This is a genomic window from Halorubrum tibetense (assembly GCF_055396225.1).
The window spans coordinates 2,403,164-2,427,895 of sequence record NZ_AP043742.1 but is presented as its reverse complement, the minus strand read 5'-3'; the positions used below and the strand labels follow the sequence as shown (position 1 = coordinate 2,427,895).

Sequence of the window (24,732 nt, the reverse complement as noted above, 5' to 3'; positions counted from 1 at the left end):
GGTGCGGTTATACTATCGGAGCCGAACCGCGGTCCCGTACGCGAGTATCTCCGCGCCGCTGTCGGCGATCGATGACGTCGTAAAGCGCACGTTGACGACCGCGTCGGCGTTAAGCGCTTCCGCTTCCTCGACCATCCGCGCTTGAGCCTCGTCACGGGCGTCGGTCATCAGCTCCGTGTACCCTTTCAGTTCCCCACCCGCGAGGTTGCGGAGGCCCTGCGTGAAGTCCCGACCGACGTTCCGCGCGCGAACCGTGTTGCCGCGAACGACACCCAGCGTCTCGACGACCTCGCTGCCCGCGACACTGTCAGTGTTGGAGAGCTCCATATCCATACATTGGCGGTAGAGTACTTAACTAATGACGACGATAGACGAACGGGGTAAGTGCAGGGCGGACCACCAGTGCGACACGGTTTTTACTCGGTGATGAGTTCATCCGGTATGTCCGAGCCGTCGGTTCACGTCGGGGTCCTCCACGAAGGGGGGCGCTCACCGGAACAGGAGGCCGCGATCGAGTGGCTCCGCGACCACGGCGTCAGCCACGAGCTCCTCAACGCCGCCGAGACGGAGACCGTTCCGGAGGCGGTCGACGTCTGCTGGTGGCACCGCGTTGCCCCGTTGGAAGGGCCGTCGCCGCTCGAAACCGCCCGGCCCGCGATCGAGGCGTTCCTCGCCGACGGCGGCGGGCTGTTGTTGTCGCTTCGGGCGATGGCCGCGGTCGACGACCTGTCCGTCGAGAGCGTCCCGCCGGATACGGTGCTCGACGAGGCGGTCACCGAGTCCACTGGCCTCCTCTGGCGGTCGGTGTACGAGGACCACCCGAGTGTAACGGCCTTGGACGGGCTCCGCCACCCGCTCCGCGATCACGGGACGGCCCCGGCGGTGCAATACGAGGCCGTGCTCCCCGAGCGGGGCGAGGTGCTCGCCTCGACCGTCCATGGCGACGACGACGATCCCGGCCGGATGACGGTCGTCTCGTGGAGCGTCGAGGATCGCGGAGCCAACGAAGCCGGAAACGACGGCGGCGTCCTCGGTGTCGGTGCCCCGATCACGTTCGACGGAACACTCGCGCCCGACGAGGGACGCGCGGCGGCGCTCGCCGAGACCCGCGACGGGTTCCTCACTGGCTGTCTCCGTGGGCTGGCCGCCGGCGACGCTACCCCTCCCAGACCGACCACACCCGAGGCGCTCCGCGCGCTCCGCGAGCGCGTCCCCGACGAACGGGACCGACCGGCGTACCACCTCACGGCCCCGGCGAACTGGCTGAACGACCCGAACGGACTCACGACGTGGAACGGGCAATACCACGTCTTCTATCAGTACAACCCGGCCGGCCCGTTCCACAACACGATCCACTGGGGGCACGCGGTCAGCGACGACCTCGTGACGTGGACCGACGAACCGGTCGCGCTCGCGCCCTCTCCGGACGGTCCCGACCGCGACGGCTGCTGGTCCGGGTGTGCCGTCGACGACGACGGCGTCGCGACGATCGTGTACACCGGCGGCCGGGATCGCGACCAGCTCCCCTGCTTGGCCACGACGGACGATCCCGCCCTTAGGCGGTGGGACAAGGACCCATCGAACCCGGTGATCGAGTCGCCGCCGGACGACTTGGATCTCCTCGAGACGGAGCACTGGCGCGCGGAGTTCCGCGACCACTGTATCTGGCGCGACGACGGGACGTGGTACCAGCTCATCGGGACGGGGCTCGCGGACGGTCGCGGCGCGGTGCTTCTGTACACCGCTACCGACCTCCGAGAGTGGACGTACGAGGGGCCGGTGTTGACCGGGCCGCCCGCCTCGGGCACGGTGTGGGAGTGCCCGGAGCTGCTCGACCTCGGCGACGAGCAGCTGCTCCACGTCTCCGACTACGAGAACGTCGTCTACTTTCTGGGCCAGTTCGAGAACGGTACGTTCGAGCCCGAGCGGCAGGGACTACTCGACCACGGCGACTTCTACGCGCCCCAGTCGCTCCGCGACGGCGACCGAACGCTCACCTGGGGGTGGGTCCCGGAGGCTCGCGATCCGGACGCCCAGTGGGACGCCGGCTGGTCCGGCGCCCTCTCGCTCCCGCGGGAGATAACGACCGACGAAGCGGGGCGGCTGCGTCAACGCCCCGCGACCGAGCTCACGGAGCTCAGGGAGGACCGACTGGAAACCGCGGACGCGTTTGCCCTCGCGGACGGCGAACGACGGTCCCTCGACGCGGCGGGCGCGACGCTGGAGCTGTCGCTCGATATCGCGATCGACGACGCCGAAAGCGTCACGCTCTCGGTCCACGAGACGCCGGACCGGGCCGAACACACCCGGATCCGGTACACGCACGCCGGCGACCTGATCGTCGAGCGCGACGACGCGAGCGAGGACCACCGATCGACGGGGCACCCCCAAGAGATGCCGGTTCCGCCGTACGACGAGCCGCTGTCGCTGCGGGTGTTCGTCGATCGGTCGGTGATCGAGATCTATGCCAACGAGCGCCACTGTCTGACGACCAGGGTGTATCCCACCCGCGAAGACGCAGTCGGGGTCTCGATGAGTGCGGAAGGGGGCCGCGCGAGCGTCGGATCGCTCTCGGCGTGGAAGCTCGGCGGGATCATGCGTTGACATTAGCTCCTCGGTGACGGCGACTCCGTCTCCGGCGGTACCGGCCGTGGATCGGCCGAATCACCCTGTTCGACCGCGTAGTCTTCAGGTTCGGCCGGGTCGAGCTACTGATACCCGCCGTATCCCTCGCGTTCGCCCCAGCCACCTCGGTCGCGAGTGTCACCGAGGTCGGGGACGGCATTCCGCCGATTCGGAGGCGAGAGCTCCTCGTCGGCTCGAGGGATCCGCCAGTGGGCCAGCTCGCCCGTGATCCGCGTCCGGTTACCGTCGACAGCGAGCCGGAGTGTCGGTGCGAGCGTTCCCCCGAATCGGTCACGCTGTTCGGCCGCTGGCAACTCCGCGACCTCGTCGAGCGACTCGCCGGCGAAGTCGTGGTAGTTGAGGAAGCTCTGGACCAACACCTCCTCGGCGTGTGGGAACGCCATCCAGGAGTACGCCTGATACGGCGCGTCCGGTGGGTTCGTGACCACCAGCCCGGAGCCGTTTAGCGGCTGGTACTCCCCGCGGAGGGTGTCGGAGACGAACCCGTAGAGGGCGTCATACCCCGAGACGCCGGGCGCGAACGTGTGGAAATGGCTGGAGACGAACAGGTAGTACCGGTCGTCGTGAACGACGACGTGCGGCCGTTCGAGCTCCTGGTTGACGCCGATCGCGTCCAGTAACGGCGGCTGCAGCTCCCACGAGAGCGGGTCACCCGTTGCCGAGACGGCGACCCCGACGCAGCCGTTGAACTCCCGCGCGGCAGGATCTATCGAGGGTTCGTCCCCGATATCGGCGTCGGTGACGGGGGCGTTGGCCTCGAACAGGAGGTACGTCTCCCCGGTCGCGGGATCCTCGAAAAACCACGGGTCACGGAAGGTGTAGATCATCCCTTCCGACTGGTCGCTGGTCTCGTACCAGTCGCCGTCGGGCCGTAACAACACCTCGTGGGTCCACGGTCCGTCGACGTGTACCCCGTCCGCGTCCGCGACGACGGTTCCCCCGTGGGCGACGGCGATCCGCTGGGTGTACGTCATCTCGTCGGCGTCGTCGTCGCCGGCGGCGGTGTAGTACAGGTACACCGAGCCGTCGTCGTACAGCGCGGAGCCGGCCCACTGTCGTTGGCCGAGCGCGTCGCCGTCGAAAACCGGTCCGCCGTCGTGCCACGTCCGGCCGTCCGCCGAGTAGAAACACCGGATCTCCGCGACGTCGTGTCGCTCGCCAGGCAGGAGCTCCCGGGTCGCCGTGAGCGAGAACGCGACCTGCCAGCCGTCGATCGTCGCGATTTCCCCGTTCCGTCCCCGGAGAAGCCACGTGTCCCAGACGTACACGTCCGATGCGGGGTCGGCCGATGTGGAATCGTCGGCCGGTGGCGACGTCGGCGACGCGACGGTGTCAACCGTCCGTTCTATCCCCGCTACGTGTTCCCGGCGCCATCGAGAACGCTCGCCGTCCGGGTTCGCTCCGGGCGTATTCGTCATATGGACGTTACTCACACCCGAGAGTAAAAGCGTTCAGCTTCGCCCACGCTCGACGATCGGAACCCGTCTCGGTCGCTACACCGAAGCATGGAGATAGAGGGTTTCAGCCACTAACGAACCGTATCCGTGCCGATCCGCCATCGTTCGTCCCGCCGCGTCGTCCCCTGAATGATTATAAATACTTTTTATGTCCGGCACCCCCATGTTCGATAATGTCGAACAGCCACCAGACCCCGCCTGCTCGGTGTCCCGGCCGTACCGCTTGTGGTCGGGTACCCGTTCCCCTCCGGAGGTAACCGCGTGGACCGATCGGAGCTCATCGCGGTGCTCGAGGACGCGGGACTCTCGCCGTATCAGGCCGACGCGTACGTCGCGGTGTTGGAGCTCGGTTCCGCCCCCGCGACGACCATCGCCGACCGGAGCAGCGTCCCGGATCAACGCATCTACGACGTGTTGCGAGACCTCGAGGACGAGGGATACGTCGAGATATACGAACAGGAGTCGCTGTACGCCCGGGCGTTCAGCCTGGACGACGTGATCGGCGACCTCCAATCGCGGGCCGAACGGTTCACGACGGCGGCCTCGGAGATCGAGCGCCGCTGGACGGAACCCGAGCTCGAAGCCTCGGCGGTCAGCATCGTCAAGCAGTTCGAGACGGTGTTGAAGAACGCCCAAGAAGCGATCCGCGAGGCTGACTCCCAAGTCCAACTGTCGCTCGATCTCGACCACTACGACCGGTTCGCGCCGGACCTCGCGGCGGCGCTCGCCGACGGCGTCCAGGTCAACCTCTCCTTGCACACCGGCGACCCGAAGGATCTCCCCGACGCCGACGAGCTCGCGACCGTCTGTACGGAGGCCCGCTACCGTCGGCTTCCGTCGCCGTTCGTCGCGATCATCGACCGCACGAAGACGTGTTTCGCGCCCCATGCGGGGTCGACGAACGAGTACGGCGTGCTCGTCGACGACCGGACGCACACGTACGTCTTCCACTGGTTCTTCCTCACCACGCAGTGGGACGTCTGGGAACAAGTGTACGCCGACGTCGACGACACCCCGCCGATCGAGTACGCCGACATCCGCTACTGCGTGCAGGACGTCCTCCCGTTGCTCGAAGAGGGAGCCACGGTCACGGTGCGGATCGTCGGGGCGGACACCGATACAGGGGAGAAACGAGTCGTCGACGGGACCGTCCGTGACGTGCTCCTCACCGACACCGACTCCCCCCGTGACCTCGGGTCGATCGCGAGCTACGGCGGTCAGGTCGCCCTCATCGTCGACACCGAAGAGGGGCCGATCGAGGTTGGCGGCTGGGGGGCGATGATCGAGGAGATCGAAGCCCACCGTCTCACCGTCCTCTCGATCGACCAATAGCACGAGCCTCGGGGGGTATCGGTCGGTGTCGACGGAGCGAGCGGTTCCCGTCCTGAACCGTCTCTACTATATAACCTGACTCGGTACCACGACACATGAGCCGATCAGACACCACTAATGTGGTTAGCGATCCGGCGTGGTGGAAGGAGGCCGTGATCTACCAGATATATCCGCGCAGCTTCAACGACACCGACGGCGACGGGCTCGGCGACATTCCAGGGATCGTCGAGAAGGTCGAGTACCTCGACTACCTCGGCGTCGACTGCGTCTGGTTGAACCCGGTGTACGAGTCGCCCGACGTCGACAACGGGTACGACGTCGCCGATTACCGCGCCATCGACCCGGCGTACGGTTCGATGGATGACTGGGAGCGGCTGGTGTCGGAGCTCCACGACCGCGACATCCGGATCGTGATGGATCTCGTGTTGAACCACACGTCCGATCAACACGCCTGGTTCCAGCGCTCGCGAGCGGGAGAAGGGGAGTACGCCGACTATTACATCTGGCGTGACGGTCCGGAAGGCCCGAGCGCTGCGGCCGACGAGACGGAGCCGGACACCGCGAGCGACAGGGACGAGCCGAACACTTTGCGCGATGGGGACCAGTACCCGAACAACTGGGAGTCGTACTTCGAAGGGCCGGCGTGGAGCTACGACGAGGAGCGCGAATCGTACCACCTCCACCTCTTCGCGTCTGAACAGCCGGATCTCAACTGGGAGAACCCGACCGTCCGCGAGGAGTTGTACGATATCGTTCAGTGGTGGCTCGAACGCGACATCGACGGGTTCCGTCTCGACGTGATCAACCTGATCTCCAAAGTCGAGGGGTTACCGGACGGCGATCCCGAGAGCGACTTCCTCGTCGGGTCCGAACAGTTCGTCAACGGCCCCAGAATGCACGAGTTCTTCGACGAGCTGGCGGCAAAGGGGTTCGGCGATCGCCGGGAAGAGACTGTCTCGATCGGGGAGTGTTCCGAGATCGACCCCGAGACCGCGATCGACGTGACCGGTCGAGAGTCGAACGCCATCGACATGACGATCTTCTTCGAGCACATGAACCTCGATCGCCACGACCGGTGGGAGCCCCGCGAGTGGACGCTCCCGGAGCTCAAATCGGTAATGGCCGAGTGGCAGGCGGCGGTCGACCGCGGCGCGTGGGTCAGTCTCTACCACAGCAACCACGACCAGCCTCGCGGGCTCTCGCGGTTCGGCGACGAGCGGTTCCGCTACGAGTCGGCAACGATGCTCGCGACCTGTATCCACGGGCACCGGGGGACGCCGTTCGTCTATCAGGGCGAAGAGATCGGGATGAGCAACGTCAGCTTCGAGTCACCGACGGATCTCCGGGACGTCTGGGCACGCAACTACTGGGACCGTCGACGGGAAGCGGGCGAACCGTTCGACGCCGTTCGCCCCCGGCTCGAACGGTTCAGTCGGGACCACGCCCGAACGCCGATGCAGTGGAGCGACGACGAGCACGCCGGCTTCACCGAGGGGGAGCCGTGGATCCCCGTCGCCGATGACCACACGGAAGTGAACGTCGAGGCGCAGATCGGTGCCGACCGCTCGGTGCTGGAGTACTACCGGGAGCTGATCACGCTCCGCGACGTCGACGACGTGCTGGTGTACGGTGACTTCGAACTACTCGCACCCGAACACGAGACGGTGTACGCGATCCGCCGGACGCTGGACGGCGCGGACCACGAGCTGGTGGTCCTGTGTAACTTCTCGGCGTCGAGGACGGCGTTCGAGACGCCGGAGGCGGTTCCGACCGCCGACGCCACGGTCGCGCTCGCGAACCGGGCGGATCCGCCAATGCATCCTCGGCGTGTCGAGCTCGACCCGTACGAATCGGTTATCTATCGGGTTCCGACCTCGTAGCGACAGGTACGGGAGAAACAGGAATACAAGCAGAAACGGGAACGGGAAGCGGACGGAAACCGAGATCCGGGCTACGCCAGTTCGTGCCGGATCGCGTCGCCGCTCGCCGTATCGAAGAGGTGGACGTTCGTGCGGTCGAGCACGATCTCGACGTCGTCGCCCTCCTGGATCGTGGTGTCCGGCGGGAGGTTGATCAACAGCTGTCCCTCGCCACGGCCCTCGGCGCTGGCCTCGACGCTTTCGTCGGACAGCAGGTACGCGAACACCTTATCGCCCATCGGCTCGATGACGTCGACGATCGCCTCGAGCGGGCGCGTCGGCTCCTCCGCCTTGTCGCGTTCGGCGGCGAGATGGATGTTCTCCGGTCGGACACCGACGGTCACGTCCTGTCCCACGTCGACCCCCTGGATGTCGGGGTCGAACGAGAGGTCGGTGTAACGGGATTCGAACCCGTCCGTCGTCACCTGCCCCTCGATGAAGTTCATCGCTGGCGACCCGATGAAGCCGGCGACGAACAGGTTGTCCGGCTCGTTGTAACACTTCAGCGGCGGGTCGACCTGCTGGAGCTCGCCCGAGTCGATCACGGCGATCCGGTCGGACATCGTCATCGCTTGCGCCTGGTCGTGGGTGACGTAGATGATGGTGGTGTCGAGCTTACGGTGGAGCCGCTGGAGCTGCGTCCGCATGTGGACCTTCAGCTCGGCGTCGAGGTTCGCAAGCGGCTCGTCCATCAGGAACACCTCCGGCTCCCGGACGATCGCTCTGGCGATCGCGACGCGCTGGCGCTGGCCGCCGGACATCTCCTCGGGCATCCGGTCCATCATCCCCCCGAGCTGGACGACGTCGGCCGCCTCCTCGACCCGGCGGTCGACCTCCTCCTGGTCGTACTTCCGCAAGCGGAGCCCGAAGGAGATGTTGTCGTACACGTCCATGTGGGGGAACAGCGCGATGTTCTGGAACACCATCGATATCCCCCGGTCTTTCGGCGGGAGGTTCGTCACGTCCCGCCCGCCGATCTCGACCGATCCCTCAGTGGGGATCGTGAGCCCGGCGATCGTCTGCATGGTCGTCGACTTGCCGCACCCGGAGGGGCCGACGAAGGTAACGAACTCCCCGTCGTTGATCTCCAGGTTCATGTCGTCGACCGCGATCTCGTCCCCGTACCGTTTCGTGATGCCGTTTAGTGTGACTGATGCCATTGATTTACTCCTTGAGTGCGCCCGCGGTGAGTCCGCTCACGATCTTCTCCTGTGCCACGATCACCAGTATCGCGACGGGTAACACCGCGACGATACTGGCGGCCGCCATGAGGTTGAACAGCACTTCGAACTCCCCCTGGAACCGGAGGACGCCCTCCAGCATCGGTGCCCAGTTCTCCGGGCTGCCGTCCGTCATCAGCGAGGAGAAGAAGTACTCGTTGTACACCGAGATGAACGTCAACACGCCGGCGGTCGCGACGCCGGGTGCCGACAGCGGCACGATCACCCGGAACAGCGCGCCGAGCCGGGTCGTCCCCTCGACGCGTGCCGCGTCCTCCAACCCGTCGGGGATCTGTGCGTAGAACGTCATGAGGATGAAGATCGACAGCGGCAGGAAGATCGCCGACAGCGGGATGAAGATGGCGTGTGGCGTGTTGTACAGCGATCCGTCCTGCATCAGCGGTCGCAGGACGTCGATGTTCGTGTTGAACAGCCGGTTTAGCGGCACGAAGAAGGCCGCGGGCGGGAAGAAGGACGTAACGAGGACGCCCAACAGCAACACGTTCTTTCCGCGGAACCGGAGCCGGCCGAACACGTAGCCGGCGAGGCTCGCAACGAGCAACACCGCGACCGTCGCCACCGTCGCGATCAGGAAGCTGTTGAACACGTACCGGTGGAACGGGAGCCGCTGGAAGATCTCGACGAACGCGAGCACGTTGATATCCGCCGGCAGTCCGGTCGGATACCCGAGCGTCGCGTCGATCAGGGGTAGGTCGACCTCCCCTCGTGGCGTCCCGCCGGGAGTGAGCACGCCGGTGCTGCCGAGCTGTGCTCGGGGCGTGAGCGCCACCATGAACAGCCAGTAGAACGGGAACAGCGTGGTGACGAGGAAGAACACCGTCGCCGTGTAGAACGCTGCCTTGTACGCACGGTCCGGATTCGAGATCATCCGCGCGGCCCACGCCTCGACCACGCCGCGGTCGAGATCCGGCTCCTCGGCGCGCCCCATCTCGCCCAGCTCGACGTCGTCGCGTCCGCTCATCAGAGACCACCCTCCGTGTCACGGAGCCCGATCAAGTAGACGGCGACGAACACGCCGATCACGACCGCGGTGAGGAACGCGACCGCGGAGGCGGTCGCCCATCGTCGGGTCTGGTTGAGCGAGATGATCACGAGACAGGTCAACGACGGAACCGTCTGACAGCCAGCGGTCGCGTCGATGAGCCCGTAGATCCGCATCGCGTCCATCGTCCGGAACAGCATCGCGACGATGAGCGCCGGGGCGACAAGCGGCAGCGTGATGTACTTGAACCGCTGCCACGGCGACGCCCCCGACACCTTCGCGACGTCGTAGAGCCCGCGATCGATGCTCTGGAGTCCGGCGAGGATCAGCAGTGCCATGAACGCCGCCGTCTTCCAGATGTCGGCGACCAACACGATCAGGAACGAGTCGGAGCTGCTCGCCAGCGGGTTGTCGCCGAACACGCCGAGCCACTGCATGAAGTCGGCACCGAACCCGATGGTCGGGTTGAACAGCAGGAAGAAGATCATTCCCTGAATGACGATGGGGATGGCCCACGGGATGATGATCGCGACCCGGACCCACCGACGACCGTAGAACTCCTTGTCGATCACGAGCGCCTGCCCGAAGCCGATCAGGGTCTCGAAGAGGACGCTGATGATCGCGAACGCGAGCGTCACCAGCAGCGCCTGCCGGAAGAACGGAGTCCCGAGCTCGATGAACGGGAACCCGCTCGTGAACGCGACATCGACGAACTGTCGTGGGACGCGTGCCGACCCCGTCAGCAGGTCGACGTAGTTGTCCAACCCGACGAACGCGCCGAACGGGTCGGCCTGATCGACCTCGTCGCGGAGCAGCGAGAACCGGAACGTTTGTATCAGCGGATAGAACGCGATCGCCGCGAGCAGCAGGAACGCCGGAAGCAGCAGGACGTAGGCGTACACCTGTTCGGTCTGCGTCTCGAGCCAGTTGAGCGGCCGTGCGAGCAGACGCGTTCCGGTCTCACCACCCCCCGCCCCGCCAGATCCCGTGTCTGATGACATCCCCGTTCACCCGGGTTACTGCTGTTCCGCCTGTTCGAGCGCGCTCTCGAGGTCCGACATCGCTTCCTCGGGAGTCTTTTCACCCGTGTACGCGTCGTGGATCTCCGAGGAGATCAGCGGCGACTGCTCCGGCCACGCGGTCGTCACGGGCCGTGCGACCGTGTTCTCGCCCGCGACCGCGATCGTGTCGAGGAAGCGTCCGAGGTTGTCCAACGCGTCGGGGTCCGCACCCTGAGTCACCGACGGGTCCGGGGGGATGTACCCGCCCTCCTCGAAGTTCGTGAGCATCACGTTCTCGTTCGCGAACGCCTCGAGGACCTGAAGCGACTCGTCCAGCCGCGGCGTGTTCGGATTGACAGTGAGATGCCAGCCGCCGAGCGCGTGCTGAGTGCCGCCGGTGCCCGCGTGCGCACCCTCACCCTCCTCGACGCCGTACGGCATCGGCATGACCGCGTGGTCCTCGAAGTCGAAGGCGGCGTCGGTCGCATTGATCGGGATGACGTACGGCCAGTTGCGATGGAAGATCGCGTTACCGCCGGTGAACGGCTCGCGCGACGGCTCCTCGGTGAACTCGACGAGGTCCGAGGTCGTGATCTGCGGGAAGTCCGGATGCGCGTCCTCCGCGTCGGGGCCGTACATGAACGACCGCATCATCCGGAGCGTCTCGTGGACGGGTTCCTCGTCGACCGTGATGGGTCGGTCGCCGACCGGCCCGAAGAGGTTCTCATGGTCGCCGAAGTACGCACCTCCCATCGACGTCATGATCTCGTTGAACGCACAACAGGAGGTCCCCTCGTAGTTGTCACCCTGCGTCGTGAAACCGTACTCCATGTCGGGGTTCTGGTCCCAGACGTCGGCGACGACCTCGGCGAACTCCTGCCAAGACATCGGCTCCGTGGCCCAGTTCTCGCCGTCCGGGTCGTATCCCGCCTCCTCGACGAGGTCCTTGCGGTAGTGGATCATCGGGTAGTCCGGGAACAGGGGGAGCCCGTACAGGTCGCCGGTCTCCGGGTGGCTCGCGGTGTCAACGGCCGCCGAGAGGTAGCTGTCCTGGACGTAGTCGACGGTGTCCGAGGAGAGCTCCTCGCTGAGGTTGACGAGCTGCTCGCGGACGACGAACGGGATCGTCCAACCCGAGTCCATCATGAAGATGTCCGGCCGGGAACGCCCCGCGTCGAGCGCGGACGTGAAGTCCGCCTGCCGTGCACCCGTCTCGAAGTCGCCGGAGAGGATGTCGACCTCGATATCCTCGTCGAGGCCGGCGTCGTACAGCGCCTGGATGACATCGTCCTCGATGTCGGTCCATTCGCCGTCCATCGTGATCTGGACTGCCTCGTCGTCGTCACCAAGACAGCCAGCGACGCCGGCCGTCACGCCGGCGACACCGGTTGCTTGCATGAACCGTCTTCGCGAGACGCTCCGCGACCCCTCTGTGTGATCGTTTTCGGTATTACTCATCACGGGTGTTGTTACAGATTACCCCCACATATAATCATGGGATTAATTCAAACAGACGATCCCGACAAACAGCCTCAACGACGGATCGGGACGGCCGGAGTTGCTTGAGCGCCACAGGGAGTATGCTCGTTCGTTACGACTCCGTCGACGGGACACACCCGGGATCACCCGGGGACGTCGACCGCCCCTCGACTGCGGTTATCGCCCTTTCGGGGGTTTGAATAGCACCCATAGCCAGTACCCAATCGAACGAGCCTCATGGATCTCCGAAACGATGGGTAATCGCACGCGTCGGCTTCTCGGGTCGGTAGAGCAGGTGTTCTTCGGCGGGATGGAGCTCGCGGTGCTCTCTTCACCGGCGTTCGCGGCGTTGCTTGTGCTTCAGGAACGGTATCCGGACGCGATCCCGATCGCCGGACTCCTCGCGATCGCCACCGGGAGCGTCGCGATCGCCGCTCTCCGAACGAAGACGGTCGATACCGGCATGTGGCCACGTCGGTCGGAGCTGACGTCGATCCCCCTCCGCGTCGGCTACTTCAGCGTGCTGTTCCTCGCGGCGACCCTCGGCGTCGCCGCCGTCGCGATCGAGCTCGGCACGCTCTGGGTGGCGCTCGCTGGCGGGGTCGTCCAGCCGCTCGGTCTCGCGGCGTTCCCGCGCGTGTATCGTGCCGTCTACGGGGACCCGCTGCGGAAGCCCGCAGCGCGGATGTGACCGACCGGAACTCGATACCGAAGCCGCTGTCGCACACGTATTTATACGGTCCAGGTCGTCTATCTCATCCGTGTTCCGCTCCCTGATCGACCGCGACCGAGACGAAGGGCTCGACGACGCCATCGAGTCGCTTCGCGACCGCGTCGGGGTACTTGACGACGCCATCGAACCGCTTCGCCGATCGGCGTACACCGGCGAGAACCGATGTATCCCGTGTACGGCCCTCAACTCGGTTCTCGTCCTCGTCGCCGTTGCGGCCGCGTCGCGGCGTGACCGACGGCTCGGCGTCGTGATCGGCGCGATCGGCGCGCTCTCGATCTGGCTCCGCGGGTACGTCGTTCCCGGGACCCCCCGATTCGCTCCGCGACTCGCCGAGCCGCTGCCGGTCGAGTTCGGACACGGCCCGGCAGCAGGCGATTCGGACTCGATCGCGCTAACGCCGGACCGGGGCATCGACCCGGAGACAGTGTTCGAGACGCTCCTTGAGGCCGGCGTCGTCGTCGCAGACGGGGACAGGCTCGTCCTCGCGGACGGGTTCTACGACGCGTGGCTCGATCGGATGGCGGAGCTCCGGGCGCTCTCCGGTCCCGAGCTCGCCGCTCGGACGGCGGCAGCCTCGTTCTCGGACGTCGAGGGATCAGCTCACGGCGACCGTGTGCTTCTCGCCGGGGACAGCGACGCCTGGCTGGACCGCGCGGTCGCGATCGCCGAGGCCGCCGCCGTCGAGACGCTCCGGAACAACGGGGTGCCGGAAGCGGTCGCGCCGGCGGCCGCCCGCCCCCTCCGAGAGTTCCTCGACACGTGTCCGGCGTGTGGGGGGTCGGTCGTTGAGACGACGTTCCAGCGATGTTGTGGCGGGCCCGGCGCGCCCCGCCGGACGCCAGACCAACCGGTGCTCGCCTGTGCGGACTGCGACGCGGTGGTCCACTCGTACCCGCCGGAGTGACGGGCGACCCCGAACGAGGCTTATATGTATCCGTCGACGACGCGTCCGACGACCGGAACCGCGGTCCGTCTCCCCCGATACGCCGAGAACATCAACCCGATCCAGAGCCCGACGGCCACCACCGCGACCACGAACGCGATCACAGAGAGGACGGCGGCGACGGTCCCTGAAACTGCTGCGACGAAGGGCTCCAGAAGCGAGAACAGGAGGCTCACCGAGAACAGCCCGCCGAACGTGATCGTACTCTGTGCCGCGTGAAACCTGACGAACTCGTCCTCTTCGAGGAGGTAGAAGGCAAGTCCGGTCACGAACGTCAGCGAGTAGCTCATCGCGCCGGCGAGGTTGGCCGGCAACCCGAGCGTGGTCGTCGCCTCGTCGCCGGCGTCGACATCGGCGGCGGAACGGGACATACCCCCACTTGGCGAGCGCCGCTACTGAACGTTTGCGGTTGCGAAAGTCAGGTGAGAACGCGGTGATGGAAGCGCACCGCAGCGGGGAGACTGTCCGCGGGTCCTACCCGCGGACGAACGTCACCGGGCAAGGAGCGTTCAGCATCACTTCCTGTGCGGTCGAACCGAACACGGCCTTACCAGCCGGGGAGCGGTCCCGTCCGCCGACGACCACGAGGTCGGCGTCGAGCTCCGTCGCAAGGCTGACGATCCGCTCGCCTTTCGTCTCGCCGTTCTCGATACGGCCGTACCAGTCGAACGCCAGGCCGGCCTCGGCGATCGCGTCGCCCAGCTGCCGGACCGTGACGTGACGTTTCGCGACGACGTCTGGCGTCACCTCGCTGTCTGGGTCGAAGTCCAGGTCCGTCTTCGCGCGATCGTACTCCTCTTTCCCGAAGATGTGGCCGATCGCGACTGTCGCTCCTGTCCCTTCTGCCAGATCGATGACCGTCCGGGCCAACCCGTCGAGCCTGTCCTCGTCGTCCCCGCCGACGGCGACCAGTATCGTATCCATGCTCATGTCGCTTAATACGGCCCGTGGCCGGATAACTCTTTCGAGAAGTTTACTCAGTTCCGAATAATTATTCATGCATCGACCACTGTTCCGTATTTGATCGGGGTTTACAGGCCGAATACGGCGTCATCCAGCTCGCGAATGTCGGTTCGCCGTAGGGATTAATACGTGGAGCCGTGGTAGCGTCGAACGGTGCGCCCCACTCCCGTAGACCGCCGAGCCGTTCTCACCGCGTTGGGAACAGCTGCTTGTTCGGGCTGTCTCGGAGGCCATCGTGAGGGATCCATGAGCGAAGGTGAGACGACACGTGACGGGCCGGAGGGGGACTGGACGACCGTGCTACGAGAGGAGTGGGAGGAGTTCGATCCGCGGCGGTGGGGTGTCGGGTTTATCGACCGCGAGGAGTGGATCCCGGACGACGACGCGAGTGTGAGCGGTGAGCACGTATCAGTCGAGGACGGACAGTGTGTCCTGACTATCGAGTCACGAGGAACGGGGCCCGCGGGCTGTTATCAAGGCGTTATCAATTCGAGCGTGGGCGGAATGGAACACCACCCGTCGGTCGGTATTCCCATCGATCCGGTCCCGGGCCAGTACGTCGAGGCACGGATCCTGCTCCCCGGCCGGACAGGGGTGTTGCCCGCGTTCTGGATGCATCCGGCGAACACAAACTGGCCCCCGGAGATCAACATCGTGGAACTGTTTCACCGCGGAGTAGATCCCAGGGCCGAACGGCGGACCATGAACGTCGACGTCCACTGGAGCGAGTCCGGGCAGCCCGGCGATCAGGACACACACGAACACACCCCGTCGCCGATAGACGTCGGGGTCGACCTCACCGAGGGGTTCAACAGGTACGGGTGTGCGTGGTTCGAAGACCGGATCGAGTGGTACTTCAACGGCGATCACATGCTGACACGGTCGTCGCCGCCGGAGATGACGGCCACGCTGACCGCGCCCGCTGCCCGGCCATTCGGACTCGTGTTCTCGAACCACGTGAACCGGATCGGTCGTGCCGACCTCGAACGGGCGTGGACGGAACATCTCGTTATCGACTGGGTCGAGGTGTCGAGGTTCGTTCCGTGAGTTCGGCGCTCCCCTGAGCTCGCTCGGCGGACGGCCGGGATCGCTCACCCGTAGCGTTCGGGTCCACTTTTCACCGGCGGTGGTACTTTTACCCCCGAGCGCTCAGTGTTGATATGCGCGGAACGGCTATTCGAGCGGCCGGTGGTACCGTTCTCGTGGCCACGCTCGTGTTGATCGTCGTCGTGGTGTTCGACCTGGCCGCGTCCGCGCTCGCCGCGGATCCGCTCTCAATGGCGAGCGAAGGCGTGTCGCTCTCGGAGGTCGAGCTGGTCCTGTTGGTACTACTCCTCTTCGGCCTCGTACCGCTCACCGTGTTCTTCTGGTTACAGGGGCGGTCGGCGGAAGGGCCTCGGTACAACACGGAGGAGTAGTGGCCGGTTCCCGTCCGAGTGGAGGCACGGATCCTGCCCGAGCGAACTCCGGGGAGTCCGTGGGTCGTCACCTACATCTATCAGCCGTCGCATACGTTCCCTGTAATGGACTCCGGGATGACACGGCGGGAGCTGCTCTCCGGAGCGACGGCCGTCGGGGTCGCGGCCGGACTGTCGGGCTGTCTGGATCGGTCGGTCACTACCTCTCGCGGATCCCCTGATGACGGCTCACCGTCCACCATGAGAATGGATGGCCGCTATCCGCTCGTTTCCTCCGAGAACGTGGGCGGGCGCGCGGTTCCGACGATGCCGGTGAACGTTCGGATAGGTTTCGGTGAGACCGACGCCGATGTCGAGGCGGTGAGAGACGTGTTTCGGTACAACCCACGATGGTCTCCGATCGTTCGCTTGGTCGACCGCTACTGGCCGTTTCACGAATCGCCCACCCAGTTCGTCTGGGACGCCGACCTCGCCGGCTTCCGCCGGCCGCTCGCGAGCTATCGATACCCGTTTCTGCGCCGGAAGCCGGGTGGAGCGATCGGGTATCACGTCTACCTCTGGGACGTTCGTGACCGAGGGGAAGTGGTTGGCGTCGTCGGACAGGCACACAAGGACGTCGGGAGTCTCCGTACCCACGTGGGAACGGACTACCACGAGGCGACGGGGGCGGTCGCCACCGCGTTCCACCGCGCGGACTGGCACACGACGCCCGCGTCGTTCGATTACGGCGTTGACCCGTCACAGCGCCGCCGATGGGGACCGACCGGTGACCTCCTCGTCCGACCGGAGTGAATCTGCGACCCACTGAGGAGGTCCCGTTCCCCGAGGAGTGTTGCCGCTACGTGTTTTCATATAACAAATTTGGAATGTGTGTCTGTCCGGTAAGTATATCTTTCTCGGATATAGTGTGTTGGTATTGATCTCCGTCGTTTCGGTCCTCTCGGTTCTACTCACGCTCGTCGTCCTCGTTTATGGCATGTCCGCAGCCTTCTGGCTGTTCGAGACGTCGGTGCTTGCTCCTGGGAAGGAGAGCGACGAGTCTGCGTTCGAGTGGGGGCCCGGTGACGTGCAGGTGCGGATCTCGACGATCGCGGCGGCGGACATCGTTCAGACGACGGTCAATACGCTTCCCGAGGCGGTAACGGACGTACACGTTATCGCCGAAGCACCGATCGACGTCGAGGGGGCGACGGTCCACGTCGTGCCGGACGATTTCGAGTGTGCTGCCGGGCACAAGGGCCGAGCCCTCGAATGGGCCCGGCGTCACGTTCCGTGCCGCAAGGAGTACGTCCTCTTTCTCGACGAGGACACGCTCGTCACGGAGTTCGAGGGTCTCCCTGACGACGACGTCGTCCAGTTCACGGAACTGCCCCTGTATACTGGGTCACGGTGGGCGTATCTCTGTGAGGTGTTCCGGATCGGCTACCAGTGCGAACAGCGGGCGTTCGCTCGGTTCGCCTATCCACTGTACGTGTGGGGAGGCGGTATCGCGATCCGACGCTCGGTCGAAGAACAGGTCACGTGGGACCGGCGCACGATCACGGAAGACACGGCCTTCGTCTGGACGGCGGCCGCGGAACTCGGGATATCGATGTCGGTCGTCGACACGAGGTTCCGAAATCAGGCACCACCCTCGATTCGCGGCATGATACGGCAGCGACGACGGTGGATGTCCGGGACCCGCGAGGACGGCAACATGCTCCCGCCCACGTACCGGGCGCTGATCAGCGTCCGAGCGGTGGTGTGGGCGCTCTCCCCGCTTATCGTGATCTTGGGGGCGCTGACGACGCTCGTCCCCGGCGTGACGGTGCTGGCCGGAACGTACGTCGACTGGCTGGTGCTCGTGATGCTCGTGTTCCTCCACTTCGTCACCTGGGTCGGGGCGTCCGTGTACGGGTTCGGAGTCGGGACGACGACGCTCGCGGTGGTCCTCACGATCCCGATCGTGTTGTTGAACACGGTCGGCGCACTGTGGGGATTCCTCTCACCGACGCGAGCGTTTACCGTGACTCCGAAGGTCACGGCGGAGCGCATCGAGCGGTCCCACCCGACGTTCAGGGACTCGGACGGCGATCTCGAGGAAACCATCGACCAGGAATCGAACGACATGCCGTTGGATCCACGACGGCTCTGACGGCGTGCTCGTTTGCGGCGGCATGCGGGTATCGTCGTAGGGGATCTCGTCGCCTATTATAAACCGACGGGGGGTGATCCACACCGTATGCGCTTCGATCACGTCGGGATCGCCACGCGCGATGCCGCGACGCTCGCCGATCTGTTCGCCGACCTGCTCGACACGCCCGTCGCTCACGAGGAGACGTTCGACGGGATGCGTGTCGTCTTCCTCGAACTCGATGACGGTGGGTATTTCGAGCTGCTGGAACCCGAGTCGGACGGGACGATCGCCGACTACCTCGACCGCGAGGGACCGGGTATCCACCACGTCGCCCTCGCGACCGACGACCTCCCGGGAGCGCTAGACCGGGCCCGGGAGCTCGGTGTCGACCTCGTCGACGAGGAGCCACGCCCCGGCGCGTGGGGCCACGAGGTGGCGTTCCTCCACCCCCGATCGACCGCCGGCGTGCTCGTCGAGCTCGTCGAGCAGTAGCGACGGACGGTCGTCGGTACGTTCCGGCCCGTCAGGTCATGACTGGCCGTGACGGCGGTCGTCGTCGGCATCCGCGTCGTCGGCACCCGTGTCGTCGTCGGCATCCGCATCGCCGTCGGCAGTGGCCGCGTCGGCGGCGGCGTCACCGTCCGTGTCCCTGCCGTCGATCGCCGGATCGTGCGTCTCGTACCAATCGAGGATCGACTCCAGCCGGTGGATCGCGCGGTCGGGGTCCCCGATGTTGTGGTGTTCCTCCGGGTACACGACCAACTTCGCGTCGGTTCCGCCCTTCTTCGCGGCGACGTACAGCTGTTCGGACTGGGTGGGCGGACACCGCCAGTCGTTCCCGCCGGCCATCACGAGCAGCGGGGTCTCGATCGCCCCCGCGTCGAGGATCGCCGAGGAGGCGTCGAACGCCTCCGGCTCCTCCCACGGGAGCCCGTACTCGTTCTCGATCCAGACGTGGGTGTCGTCGGTGCCGAACGCCGACCGCAGGTCGTAGATGCCGTGTTCCGGCGCGGCCGCCGTGAACAGGTCGGGCTCCTGCGTGACGAGGAACCCCTGGGCGATCCCGCCGTACGAGAAGCCGTAGCCGAACACCCGGTCGGGGTCCGCGACGCCGCGGTCGACGAGCGACTCGACCCCGGCGGCGATGTCGGTGACCTCCGCGGTGCCCCACGCGCCGCGCAGCTCCTCGGAGAACGCCCGCCCCCGCGAGGAGCCGCCGCGGTAGTTCGGTCGGAAGACGACGTACCCCCGGCTCGTCAGGGCGGCGTGGGCGAACGAGAACACCGGCTCGTCGTAGGAGATCGGCCCCCCGTGGATCGCGACCACGAGCGGATGCGGGCCGTCCGTCGGGTCGACCTCGGGGTCGTGGTACACCACGCCGTCGAGCGCCCACCCCTCGGACTCCCAGGTAACTCGCTCGACCTCGGGCATGGGGTGCGACCCCACGAGCGCGTCGTTGGTCGCGGAGACGCGGACGAACGAGTCGGGTTCGTTCGGGAACGACGCCGTTTCCTCGCCCTCGGCGGCGGCGATCGGGTCGTACGGGTCCGGAGTCGGGGACTGTCGATCGCCCGTGGCCGGAGCCGTCGCCGGGTCGACGAGGTCGGCCGCGTCGAGCGCGAACACGTCCGTCCCCGCCGTCGGGTCCGAGAGGACGAGCGCCACCGTGCTCCCGTCGGCGGCGACGTCGACGCCCGCGACCGCCCGCTGGTCGCCCTGAGCGTCGAACAGGCGGGCGACCTCGCCGTCGGCCGTCGCGCGGACGAGACGGGTCCGCGAGTGGTCCGCGATCGTCGTGAGCACCGCGTCGCCGATCCAGTCGACGCCGCCGCCGCGGGCGACCGTCCGGTCGAGCTCCCCCGTGACCGACGCGAACGTCGCGTCCGGGTCGGGGTCGGAGCCGGCAGGGTCGTCGCCGCCGAACGCGTCGCCGACGAACAGCTCGTCGGGGCGTGACCAGTTCTCCGGGTGTCCGGCGACGAACCCGAGGGTTCCGTCCCCGCGCCAGGTCGGGTTCGAACAGCCGAGCTCGCCGTCGGTGAGCCGCACGGCCTCCGGGCCGTCCGCCTCGTCCGCCTCGGCCGCCGCGTCCGTCTCGTCCGCCTCGTCCGCCTCGACCGACGCGTCCGTCTCGTCCGGATCGATCGCGTACACGTCGCGAACGGTCGTGTCGTCGGGGTTCTCCAGCCGGCACGAGGTGAACGCGATGTACCCCTCCGCGCCCCAGTCGGGTTCCATCCCGGCGAGCCCCTGGAACGCACCCCCGCCGTAGGCGTCGTCGAGCCGCCGTTCCGCCCCCGTCTCGACGTCGACGACGAAGAGGTACGGGCGGACCTCGTCGGTCCAGCCGACGCCGTCCAGTTTGTGCTGGAGGCGCGTGGTCTCGATCGGTCCCCCCTCCTCCCGGGCGTCGCGGTACTCGCGTTGCGCGTCGGTCGGGTCGTCGGCCGCGACGACGATCCGATCGCCGTCTGGCGACCAGTCGAACTCGGAAACGCCGTGCTCGCGGTCGGTCAGCTGCCGGGCGTCGCCGCCGAGCGCGAGGTCGAACAGCCAGACCTGGGGCGTGGGGTCGTCGCCGTCGCCGGCCTCGTCGTCGCCGGCCCCGCCGTCGCTGTCCTCGTCGTCCGAACCACCGGCGTCCGCGCTCTCCGACTCGTCCGCCGCGTCGCCGTCCTCCTCGGCCGTCTCGTCGGCGTCGCCTTCGCCCCCGCCCCGCCCGACGCGGCGCTCCGCGTCCTCGTCGCGGGCGGCGATGAACGCGAGTCGGTCGCCGTCGGGACCCCACGCCGGGCTCCCCGCGCCGTCGACGCGGGTCAGCCGGTGTGGGTCCCGCGAGCCGTCCGTCGGGGCGACGAACAGCGACCCGACCGACTCGTCGGCGCGTTCGTCGTACTCGGTGGTGGTGAACGCGACGCGGTCGCCGTCCGGCGAGACCGCGAGCTCGCCGACCTGCGTGAGATCGTAGTACGCCTCCAAGGGAAGTTCCGACATGTCCCCACCCAGCGGGGGCCGGCGCAAATACGTTCGGGAGCCGGAACCGTCGAGACGGCCGCCCTCGAGTACCACGCTTCGCGGTCCGATTCGCCTACGCCTACTCGCCGTCGCCGGAGCGGTCGCCGAGCCCCGATCCGTCGTCGACGGACGGCCGGTCCGCGAGGTCGGCCGCGATCCCGACGTAGCCGGCGGGGGTCAACGCTCGGAGCTCCTCGCGCACCGCGGGGTCGACGTCGAGCTCGTCGAACAGCGCCCGGAAGTCTTCCAGCGTCACCCGAGAGCCGCGCGAGAGCGTCTTGACGCGCTCGTACGCCTCTGTGTCGCCCTCGCGACGGAGGATCGTCTGGACCGCCTCGCCGATCACTTCGGGCGTGTCGTCCAGCTCCTCGCGCATGACCACTTCGTTCGGGACCACCTTCGAGAGCCCGTCCGCGGTCTTCGAGTAGCCGATCAAACAGTGGCCGAACGCCGCACCGATGTTCCGTTTCACCGTCGAGTCGGAGAGGTCGCGCTGGAGCCGCGAGGTGGTGACGTACTCCCCGAGGAAACCGAGGTCCGAGTTCGCCTTCGAGAGGTTCCCCTCGCTGTTCTCGAAGTCGATCGGGTTCACCTTGTGTGGCATCGTCGATGACCCCGTCTCGCCCTCGACGGCGCGCTGGCCCAGATAGCGGTCGGAGACGTACAGCCACGCGTCGACGTCCAGGTCGAGGAGCACGCTGTTGACGCCCCGGAGCGCGTCGAACAGCGCGGCGAGGTCGTCACACGGGTTCACCTGCGTCGCCAGCGGCTGGTGATCGAGGTCCAGCCCCCAGACGACGGACCGGGAGACGCCCTGCCAGTCCACCTCGGGGTAGGCCGCGACGTGTGCGGCGTAGGTCCCCGACGCGCCGGCGAGCTTGCCCGACAGGTCGTCCGTCGCGCGCTGGACTCGGCCGAGGGCCCGCCCGAGGCGGGCGGCGTACACCGCCATCTCCTTGCCGAACGTCGTCGGTGTCGCCGGCTGGCCGTGCGTCCGCGCGAGCATCGGCGTCTCGCGATGCTCGTGTGCCAGCTCGACCAGCGCATCGCGAACCTCCCGGATCGCCGGCACGAGCACCTCAGTCACCGCCGGCTTGACGAGCAGCCGTTGTGCGAGGTTGTTGACGTCCTCGCTCGTGAGCCCGAAGTGGATCCACGGGAACAGCGCCTCGGCGTCGTCGACGGGGGACGACCCGCTCGCCGAGTCCGCGAGCGTCGTCAGCCGGACGCGAAGGAAGTACTCGATCGCCTTCACGTCGTGGTTGGTCGCGGCGTACCCCGCCGCCCCCTCCGTCTCCAGCCGCTTGATCAGCCGCGCGTCCGCCGCCGAAAACGACTCGTATAGGTCACGAAGGGCGTCGACAGCGGCGTCTTCGAGGTCGAATGGGGTCGCGTCCAGCGCGCCGAGCTCGATCAGGTACTCCACCTCGACACGGACCCGGGCCCGCATCAACGCCGCCTCGCTCGCGTACGGCGACAGCGGCGCGGTCCGACCGGCGTACCGGCCGTCGAGCGGCGACACCGCGGCGAGCGGGTCGTCCCGGGACAGCTCCCGGATCCACCCGTCAGCCGGCGTCTCGGCGTCGGTCCCCCCGTAGGTTTCGGTCCCACCGCCGGCGTTGCTCGGGTCCTCCCCGTCGCTCGGGTCCTCCCCGTCGCTCGGGTCGTCACGTTTCGTCGGGTCGCCTCCCTCTGTCATGTCCGCGACTGTCCCCGGAACCCGCAAAAGCGTATCGATGGGTCGCCCCACGGAAGTGTATATTCGAACCCCGTTATTCGGGATCCGCCGCCGAATGTATCCGTGGAAGTGTATACTCACCCACCGTGGACCGTAATCGATATAGGCGGTCGCTCGGTCGGATCGACCATGAAGATCGCCGGACTCGCCAGCAACCGCGGACGGAACCTCCGACACATCGACGACGTCGCGCCGGGCGGCGCGGAGGTGTCCGTCGTCCTGACGAACCGCGAGGGCGCGCCGGTCCTCGAGGCCGCCGCGGAGCGCCGGATCCCGACCGAGGTCGTCGTCCGCGAGGAGGGCGAGTCGCGCGAGGAGCACGAAGAACGGATCCTCGAGCGGCTGGCCGCCTACGACTTCGATCTGGTCTGTCTCGACGGCTACATGCGCGTGCTCACGGACACGTTCCTCGACGCCGCGCCGACGACCGTGAACGTCCACCCGTCGTTGCTGCCGGCGTTCCCGGGCGCCAACGCGCACGAGCAGGTGTTGGACGCCGGCGTACGGACGACCGGCTGCACCGTCCACGTCGTTACCGAGGCGGTCGACGACGGGCCGATCGTGACCCAAGAGCCCGTACCCGTGTACGCGGACGACGACGAGGGGTCGCTCAAGCGCCGCGTGTTACAGGAGGCGGAGTTCACCGCGTACCCGCGGGCGGTCCGCTGGTTCGCGGCGGGGGCCGTCGACGTCGAGACGGCCGATGACGGCACGCCCGTCTCGGTGACGGTCGACGGCGACACCGACGGGTCGTTCCCCGCGCGCCGGCTCGTCTCCGAGGACCGCGCCGACACGCTGCGGTACGGCGAGAACCCCCACCAGGACGCCGCGCTGTACGCCGACCCCGCCTGCGAGGAGGCGACGGTCGTCGGCGCGACCGAGCACAACCCCGGCTCGAAGGCGATGGGGTACAACAACTACAACGACGCGGACGCCGCCCTCGGGCTGGTGAAGGAGTTCGACGAGCCAGCCGCCGCCGTGATCAAACACACGAACCCCGCTGGCTGTGCGACCGCCGACTCCCTCGCGGACGCGTACGACCGGGCCCTCCGGACGGACGCGAAGTCGGCGTTCGGCGGGATCGTCGCCGTGAACCGGCCCTGTGACGCCGACACCGCCGAGGCGATCGCGGAATCGTTCAAGGAGGTCGTCGTCGCGCCCGGCTACACCGACAGCGCGCTCGACGTGCTCACGGAGAAAGGGAACCTCCGCGTGCTCGACGTGGGGCCGCTCGGCGAGGGCGAGGGGCGGTTCTCCGAGCGGTTCACCGAGAAGCCGATCGTCGGCGGCCGGCTGGTACAGGAGCGGGACCGCCAGTCGCCGGCGGCGGCCGACCTCGAGGTCGTCACCGAGCGCGAACCGACCGACGAGCAGGTCGAGACGATGCTGTTCGCCTGGAAGACGCTCAAACACGTCAAATCGAACGGGATCTTGTTCGCGACCGGGACCGAGACGGTCGGCGTCGGGATGGGACAGGTGTCGCGCGTCGACGCCGTGACGCTCGCGGCGATGAAAGCCGAGAAGGACGCCGACGGAAAATCGGCCGAGGGGGCCGTGATGGCCTCGGACGCCTTCTTCCCGTTCCCGGACGCGATCGAGGAGGCCGCGGAGGCGGGGATCGAGGCCGTGATTCAGCCCGGCGGCTCCGTCAACGACGAGGACGTCATCGAGGCCGCCGACGCCCACGACATGGCGATGGCGTTCACCGGCACCCGGTGTTTCCGCCACGACTGAGGCCCGACGACGAGA

General features: G+C 67.1%; 21 protein-coding genes. 11 read left to right on the top strand and 10 right to left on the bottom strand.

Features of this window, described 5'->3' with window-relative positions; translation table 11 throughout:
- Positions 1 to 12: 12 nt before the first annotated feature.
- Positions 13 to 327 (bottom strand): YbjQ family protein, encoded by a 315-nt coding sequence (locus tag ACZ5TV_RS12105; protein ID WP_379779318.1) that lies wholly within the window; start codon positions 325 to 327, stop codon positions 13 to 15.
- A 114-nt stretch (positions 328 to 441) separates the two neighbouring features.
- On the opposite strand from ACZ5TV_RS12105, the gene ACZ5TV_RS12100 reads away from it, so the two are divergent.
- Positions 442 to 2,604: a glycoside hydrolase family 32 protein gene (locus ACZ5TV_RS12100; protein WP_379779316.1), complete on the top strand. Its 2,163-nt coding sequence runs from the start codon at positions 442 to 444 to the stop codon at positions 2,602 to 2,604.
- A gap of 104 nt (positions 2,605 to 2,708) precedes the next feature.
- Here the strand turns inward: ACZ5TV_RS12100 and ACZ5TV_RS12095 are convergent, their stop codons facing one another.
- On the bottom strand, positions 2,709 to 4,064 hold the full coding sequence (locus ACZ5TV_RS12095) for a glycoside hydrolase family 68 protein (RefSeq protein WP_379779314.1): 1,356 nt from the start codon (positions 4,062 to 4,064) through the stop codon (positions 2,709 to 2,711).
- Between the two features lie 300 nt (positions 4,065 to 4,364).
- Here ACZ5TV_RS12095 and ACZ5TV_RS12090 point away from each other — a divergent pair, with 300 nt between their 5' ends.
- A complete protein-coding gene (locus tag ACZ5TV_RS12090; protein WP_379779312.1) occupies positions 4,365 to 5,435 on the top strand; it encodes a TrmB family transcriptional regulator in 1,071 nt (356 codons plus the stop codon).
- A 95-nt stretch (positions 5,436 to 5,530) separates the two neighbouring features.
- The gene (locus ACZ5TV_RS12085; RefSeq protein WP_379779310.1) at positions 5,531 to 7,315 is read left to right on the top strand and encodes an alpha-glucosidase; all 1,785 of its coding nucleotides are present in this window, start codon (positions 5,531 to 5,533) and stop codon (positions 7,313 to 7,315) included.
- A 71-nt stretch (positions 7,316 to 7,386) separates the two neighbouring features.
- Here the strand turns inward: ACZ5TV_RS12085 and ACZ5TV_RS12080 are convergent, their stop codons facing one another.
- Genes ACZ5TV_RS12080 through ACZ5TV_RS12065 form a run of 4 tightly spaced genes read right to left on the bottom strand, consistent with a single transcriptional unit; the run spans position 7,387 to position 12,036 of the window.
- Positions 7,387 to 8,514, bottom strand: coding sequence for an ABC transporter ATP-binding protein (locus ACZ5TV_RS12080; protein ID WP_379779308.1), 1,128 nt, complete (start codon positions 8,512 to 8,514; stop codon positions 7,387 to 7,389).
- A 4-nt stretch (positions 8,515 to 8,518) separates the two neighbouring features.
- A complete protein-coding gene (locus ACZ5TV_RS12075) occupies positions 8,519 to 9,556 on the bottom strand; it encodes a carbohydrate ABC transporter permease (protein WP_379779306.1) in 1,038 nt (345 codons plus the stop codon).
- A complete protein-coding gene (locus ACZ5TV_RS12070; RefSeq protein ID WP_379779304.1) occupies positions 9,556 to 10,578 on the bottom strand; it encodes a carbohydrate ABC transporter permease in 1,023 nt (340 codons plus the stop codon). Before ACZ5TV_RS12070 ends, ACZ5TV_RS12075 begins: the two co-directional genes overlap by 1 nt.
- A gap of 15 nt (positions 10,579 to 10,593) precedes the next feature.
- Entirely contained in the window at positions 10,594 to 12,036 is a 1,443-nt protein-coding gene (locus ACZ5TV_RS12065; RefSeq protein ID WP_379779302.1) for a substrate-binding domain-containing protein, read from the bottom strand.
- Positions 12,037 to 12,310: 274 nt separating this feature from the next.
- Between ACZ5TV_RS12065 and ACZ5TV_RS12060 the strand changes: the two genes are divergently transcribed.
- Both ACZ5TV_RS12060 and ACZ5TV_RS12055 read left to right on the top strand, forming a co-directional pair.
- Positions 12,311 to 12,748, top strand: coding sequence for a hypothetical protein (locus ACZ5TV_RS12060; RefSeq protein WP_379779300.1), 438 nt, complete (start codon positions 12,311 to 12,313; stop codon positions 12,746 to 12,748).
- A gap of 70 nt (positions 12,749 to 12,818) precedes the next feature.
- Positions 12,819 to 13,694 carry a DUF8054 domain-containing protein gene (locus ACZ5TV_RS12055; RefSeq protein WP_464383885.1) on the top strand — a complete coding sequence of 292 codons (876 nt, stop codon included), beginning with the start codon at positions 12,819 to 12,821 and terminating at the stop codon, positions 13,692 to 13,694.
- A 20-nt stretch (positions 13,695 to 13,714) separates the two neighbouring features.
- Here ACZ5TV_RS12055 and ACZ5TV_RS12050 read toward each other — a convergent pair whose 3' ends face one another.
- A complete protein-coding gene (locus ACZ5TV_RS12050) occupies positions 13,715 to 14,104 on the bottom strand; it encodes a DUF4870 domain-containing protein (RefSeq protein WP_379781639.1) in 390 nt (129 codons plus the stop codon).
- 103 nt (positions 14,105 to 14,207) lie between these two features.
- Positions 14,208 to 14,663, bottom strand: a complete 456-nt coding sequence (locus ACZ5TV_RS12045; RefSeq protein ID WP_379781637.1) for a universal stress protein — start codon at positions 14,661 to 14,663, stop codon at positions 14,208 to 14,210.
- Between the two features lie 279 nt (positions 14,664 to 14,942).
- On the opposite strand from ACZ5TV_RS12045, the gene ACZ5TV_RS12040 reads away from it, so the two are divergent.
- The 5 genes from ACZ5TV_RS12040 (at position 14,943) to mce (ending at position 18,722) form a co-directional block, all read left to right on the top strand.
- The gene (locus ACZ5TV_RS12040; protein WP_379781635.1) at positions 14,943 to 15,743 is read left to right on the top strand and encodes a glycoside hydrolase family 16 protein; all 801 of its coding nucleotides are present in this window, start codon (positions 14,943 to 14,945) and stop codon (positions 15,741 to 15,743) included.
- 155 nt (positions 15,744 to 15,898) lie between these two features.
- The gene (locus ACZ5TV_RS12035) at positions 15,899 to 16,114 is read left to right on the top strand and encodes a hypothetical protein (protein ID WP_379781633.1); all 216 of its coding nucleotides are present in this window, start codon (positions 15,899 to 15,901) and stop codon (positions 16,112 to 16,114) included.
- 105 nt (positions 16,115 to 16,219) lie between these two features.
- Positions 16,220 to 16,906: a hypothetical protein gene (locus ACZ5TV_RS12030; protein ID WP_379781631.1), complete on the top strand. Its 687-nt coding sequence runs from the start codon at positions 16,220 to 16,222 to the stop codon at positions 16,904 to 16,906.
- Between the two features lie 184 nt (positions 16,907 to 17,090).
- Positions 17,091 to 18,248: a glycosyltransferase family 2 protein gene (locus tag ACZ5TV_RS12025; RefSeq protein WP_379781640.1), complete on the top strand. Its 1,158-nt coding sequence runs from the start codon at positions 17,091 to 17,093 to the stop codon at positions 18,246 to 18,248.
- An 87-nt stretch (positions 18,249 to 18,335) separates the two neighbouring features.
- The gene (gene mce / locus ACZ5TV_RS12020; protein WP_379781629.1) at positions 18,336 to 18,722 is read left to right on the top strand and encodes a methylmalonyl-CoA epimerase; all 387 of its coding nucleotides are present in this window, start codon (positions 18,336 to 18,338) and stop codon (positions 18,720 to 18,722) included.
- 36 nt (positions 18,723 to 18,758) lie between these two features.
- Here the strand turns inward: mce and ACZ5TV_RS12015 are convergent, their stop codons facing one another.
- Both ACZ5TV_RS12015 and purB read right to left on the bottom strand, forming a co-directional pair.
- A complete protein-coding gene (locus ACZ5TV_RS12015) occupies positions 18,759 to 21,224 on the bottom strand; it encodes an alpha/beta hydrolase family protein (RefSeq protein WP_464383884.1) in 2,466 nt (821 codons plus the stop codon).
- A 100-nt stretch (positions 21,225 to 21,324) separates the two neighbouring features.
- Positions 21,325 to 22,944 (bottom strand): adenylosuccinate lyase, encoded by a 1,620-nt coding sequence (purB, locus tag ACZ5TV_RS12010; RefSeq protein WP_464383883.1) that lies wholly within the window; start codon positions 22,942 to 22,944, stop codon positions 21,325 to 21,327.
- Positions 22,945 to 23,112: 168 nt separating this feature from the next.
- Here purB and purN point away from each other — a divergent pair, with 168 nt between their 5' ends.
- A complete protein-coding gene (purN, locus tag ACZ5TV_RS12005; RefSeq protein ID WP_464383882.1) occupies positions 23,113 to 24,717 on the top strand; it encodes a phosphoribosylglycinamide formyltransferase in 1,605 nt (534 codons plus the stop codon).
- Positions 24,718 to 24,732: the final 15 nt, after the last annotated feature.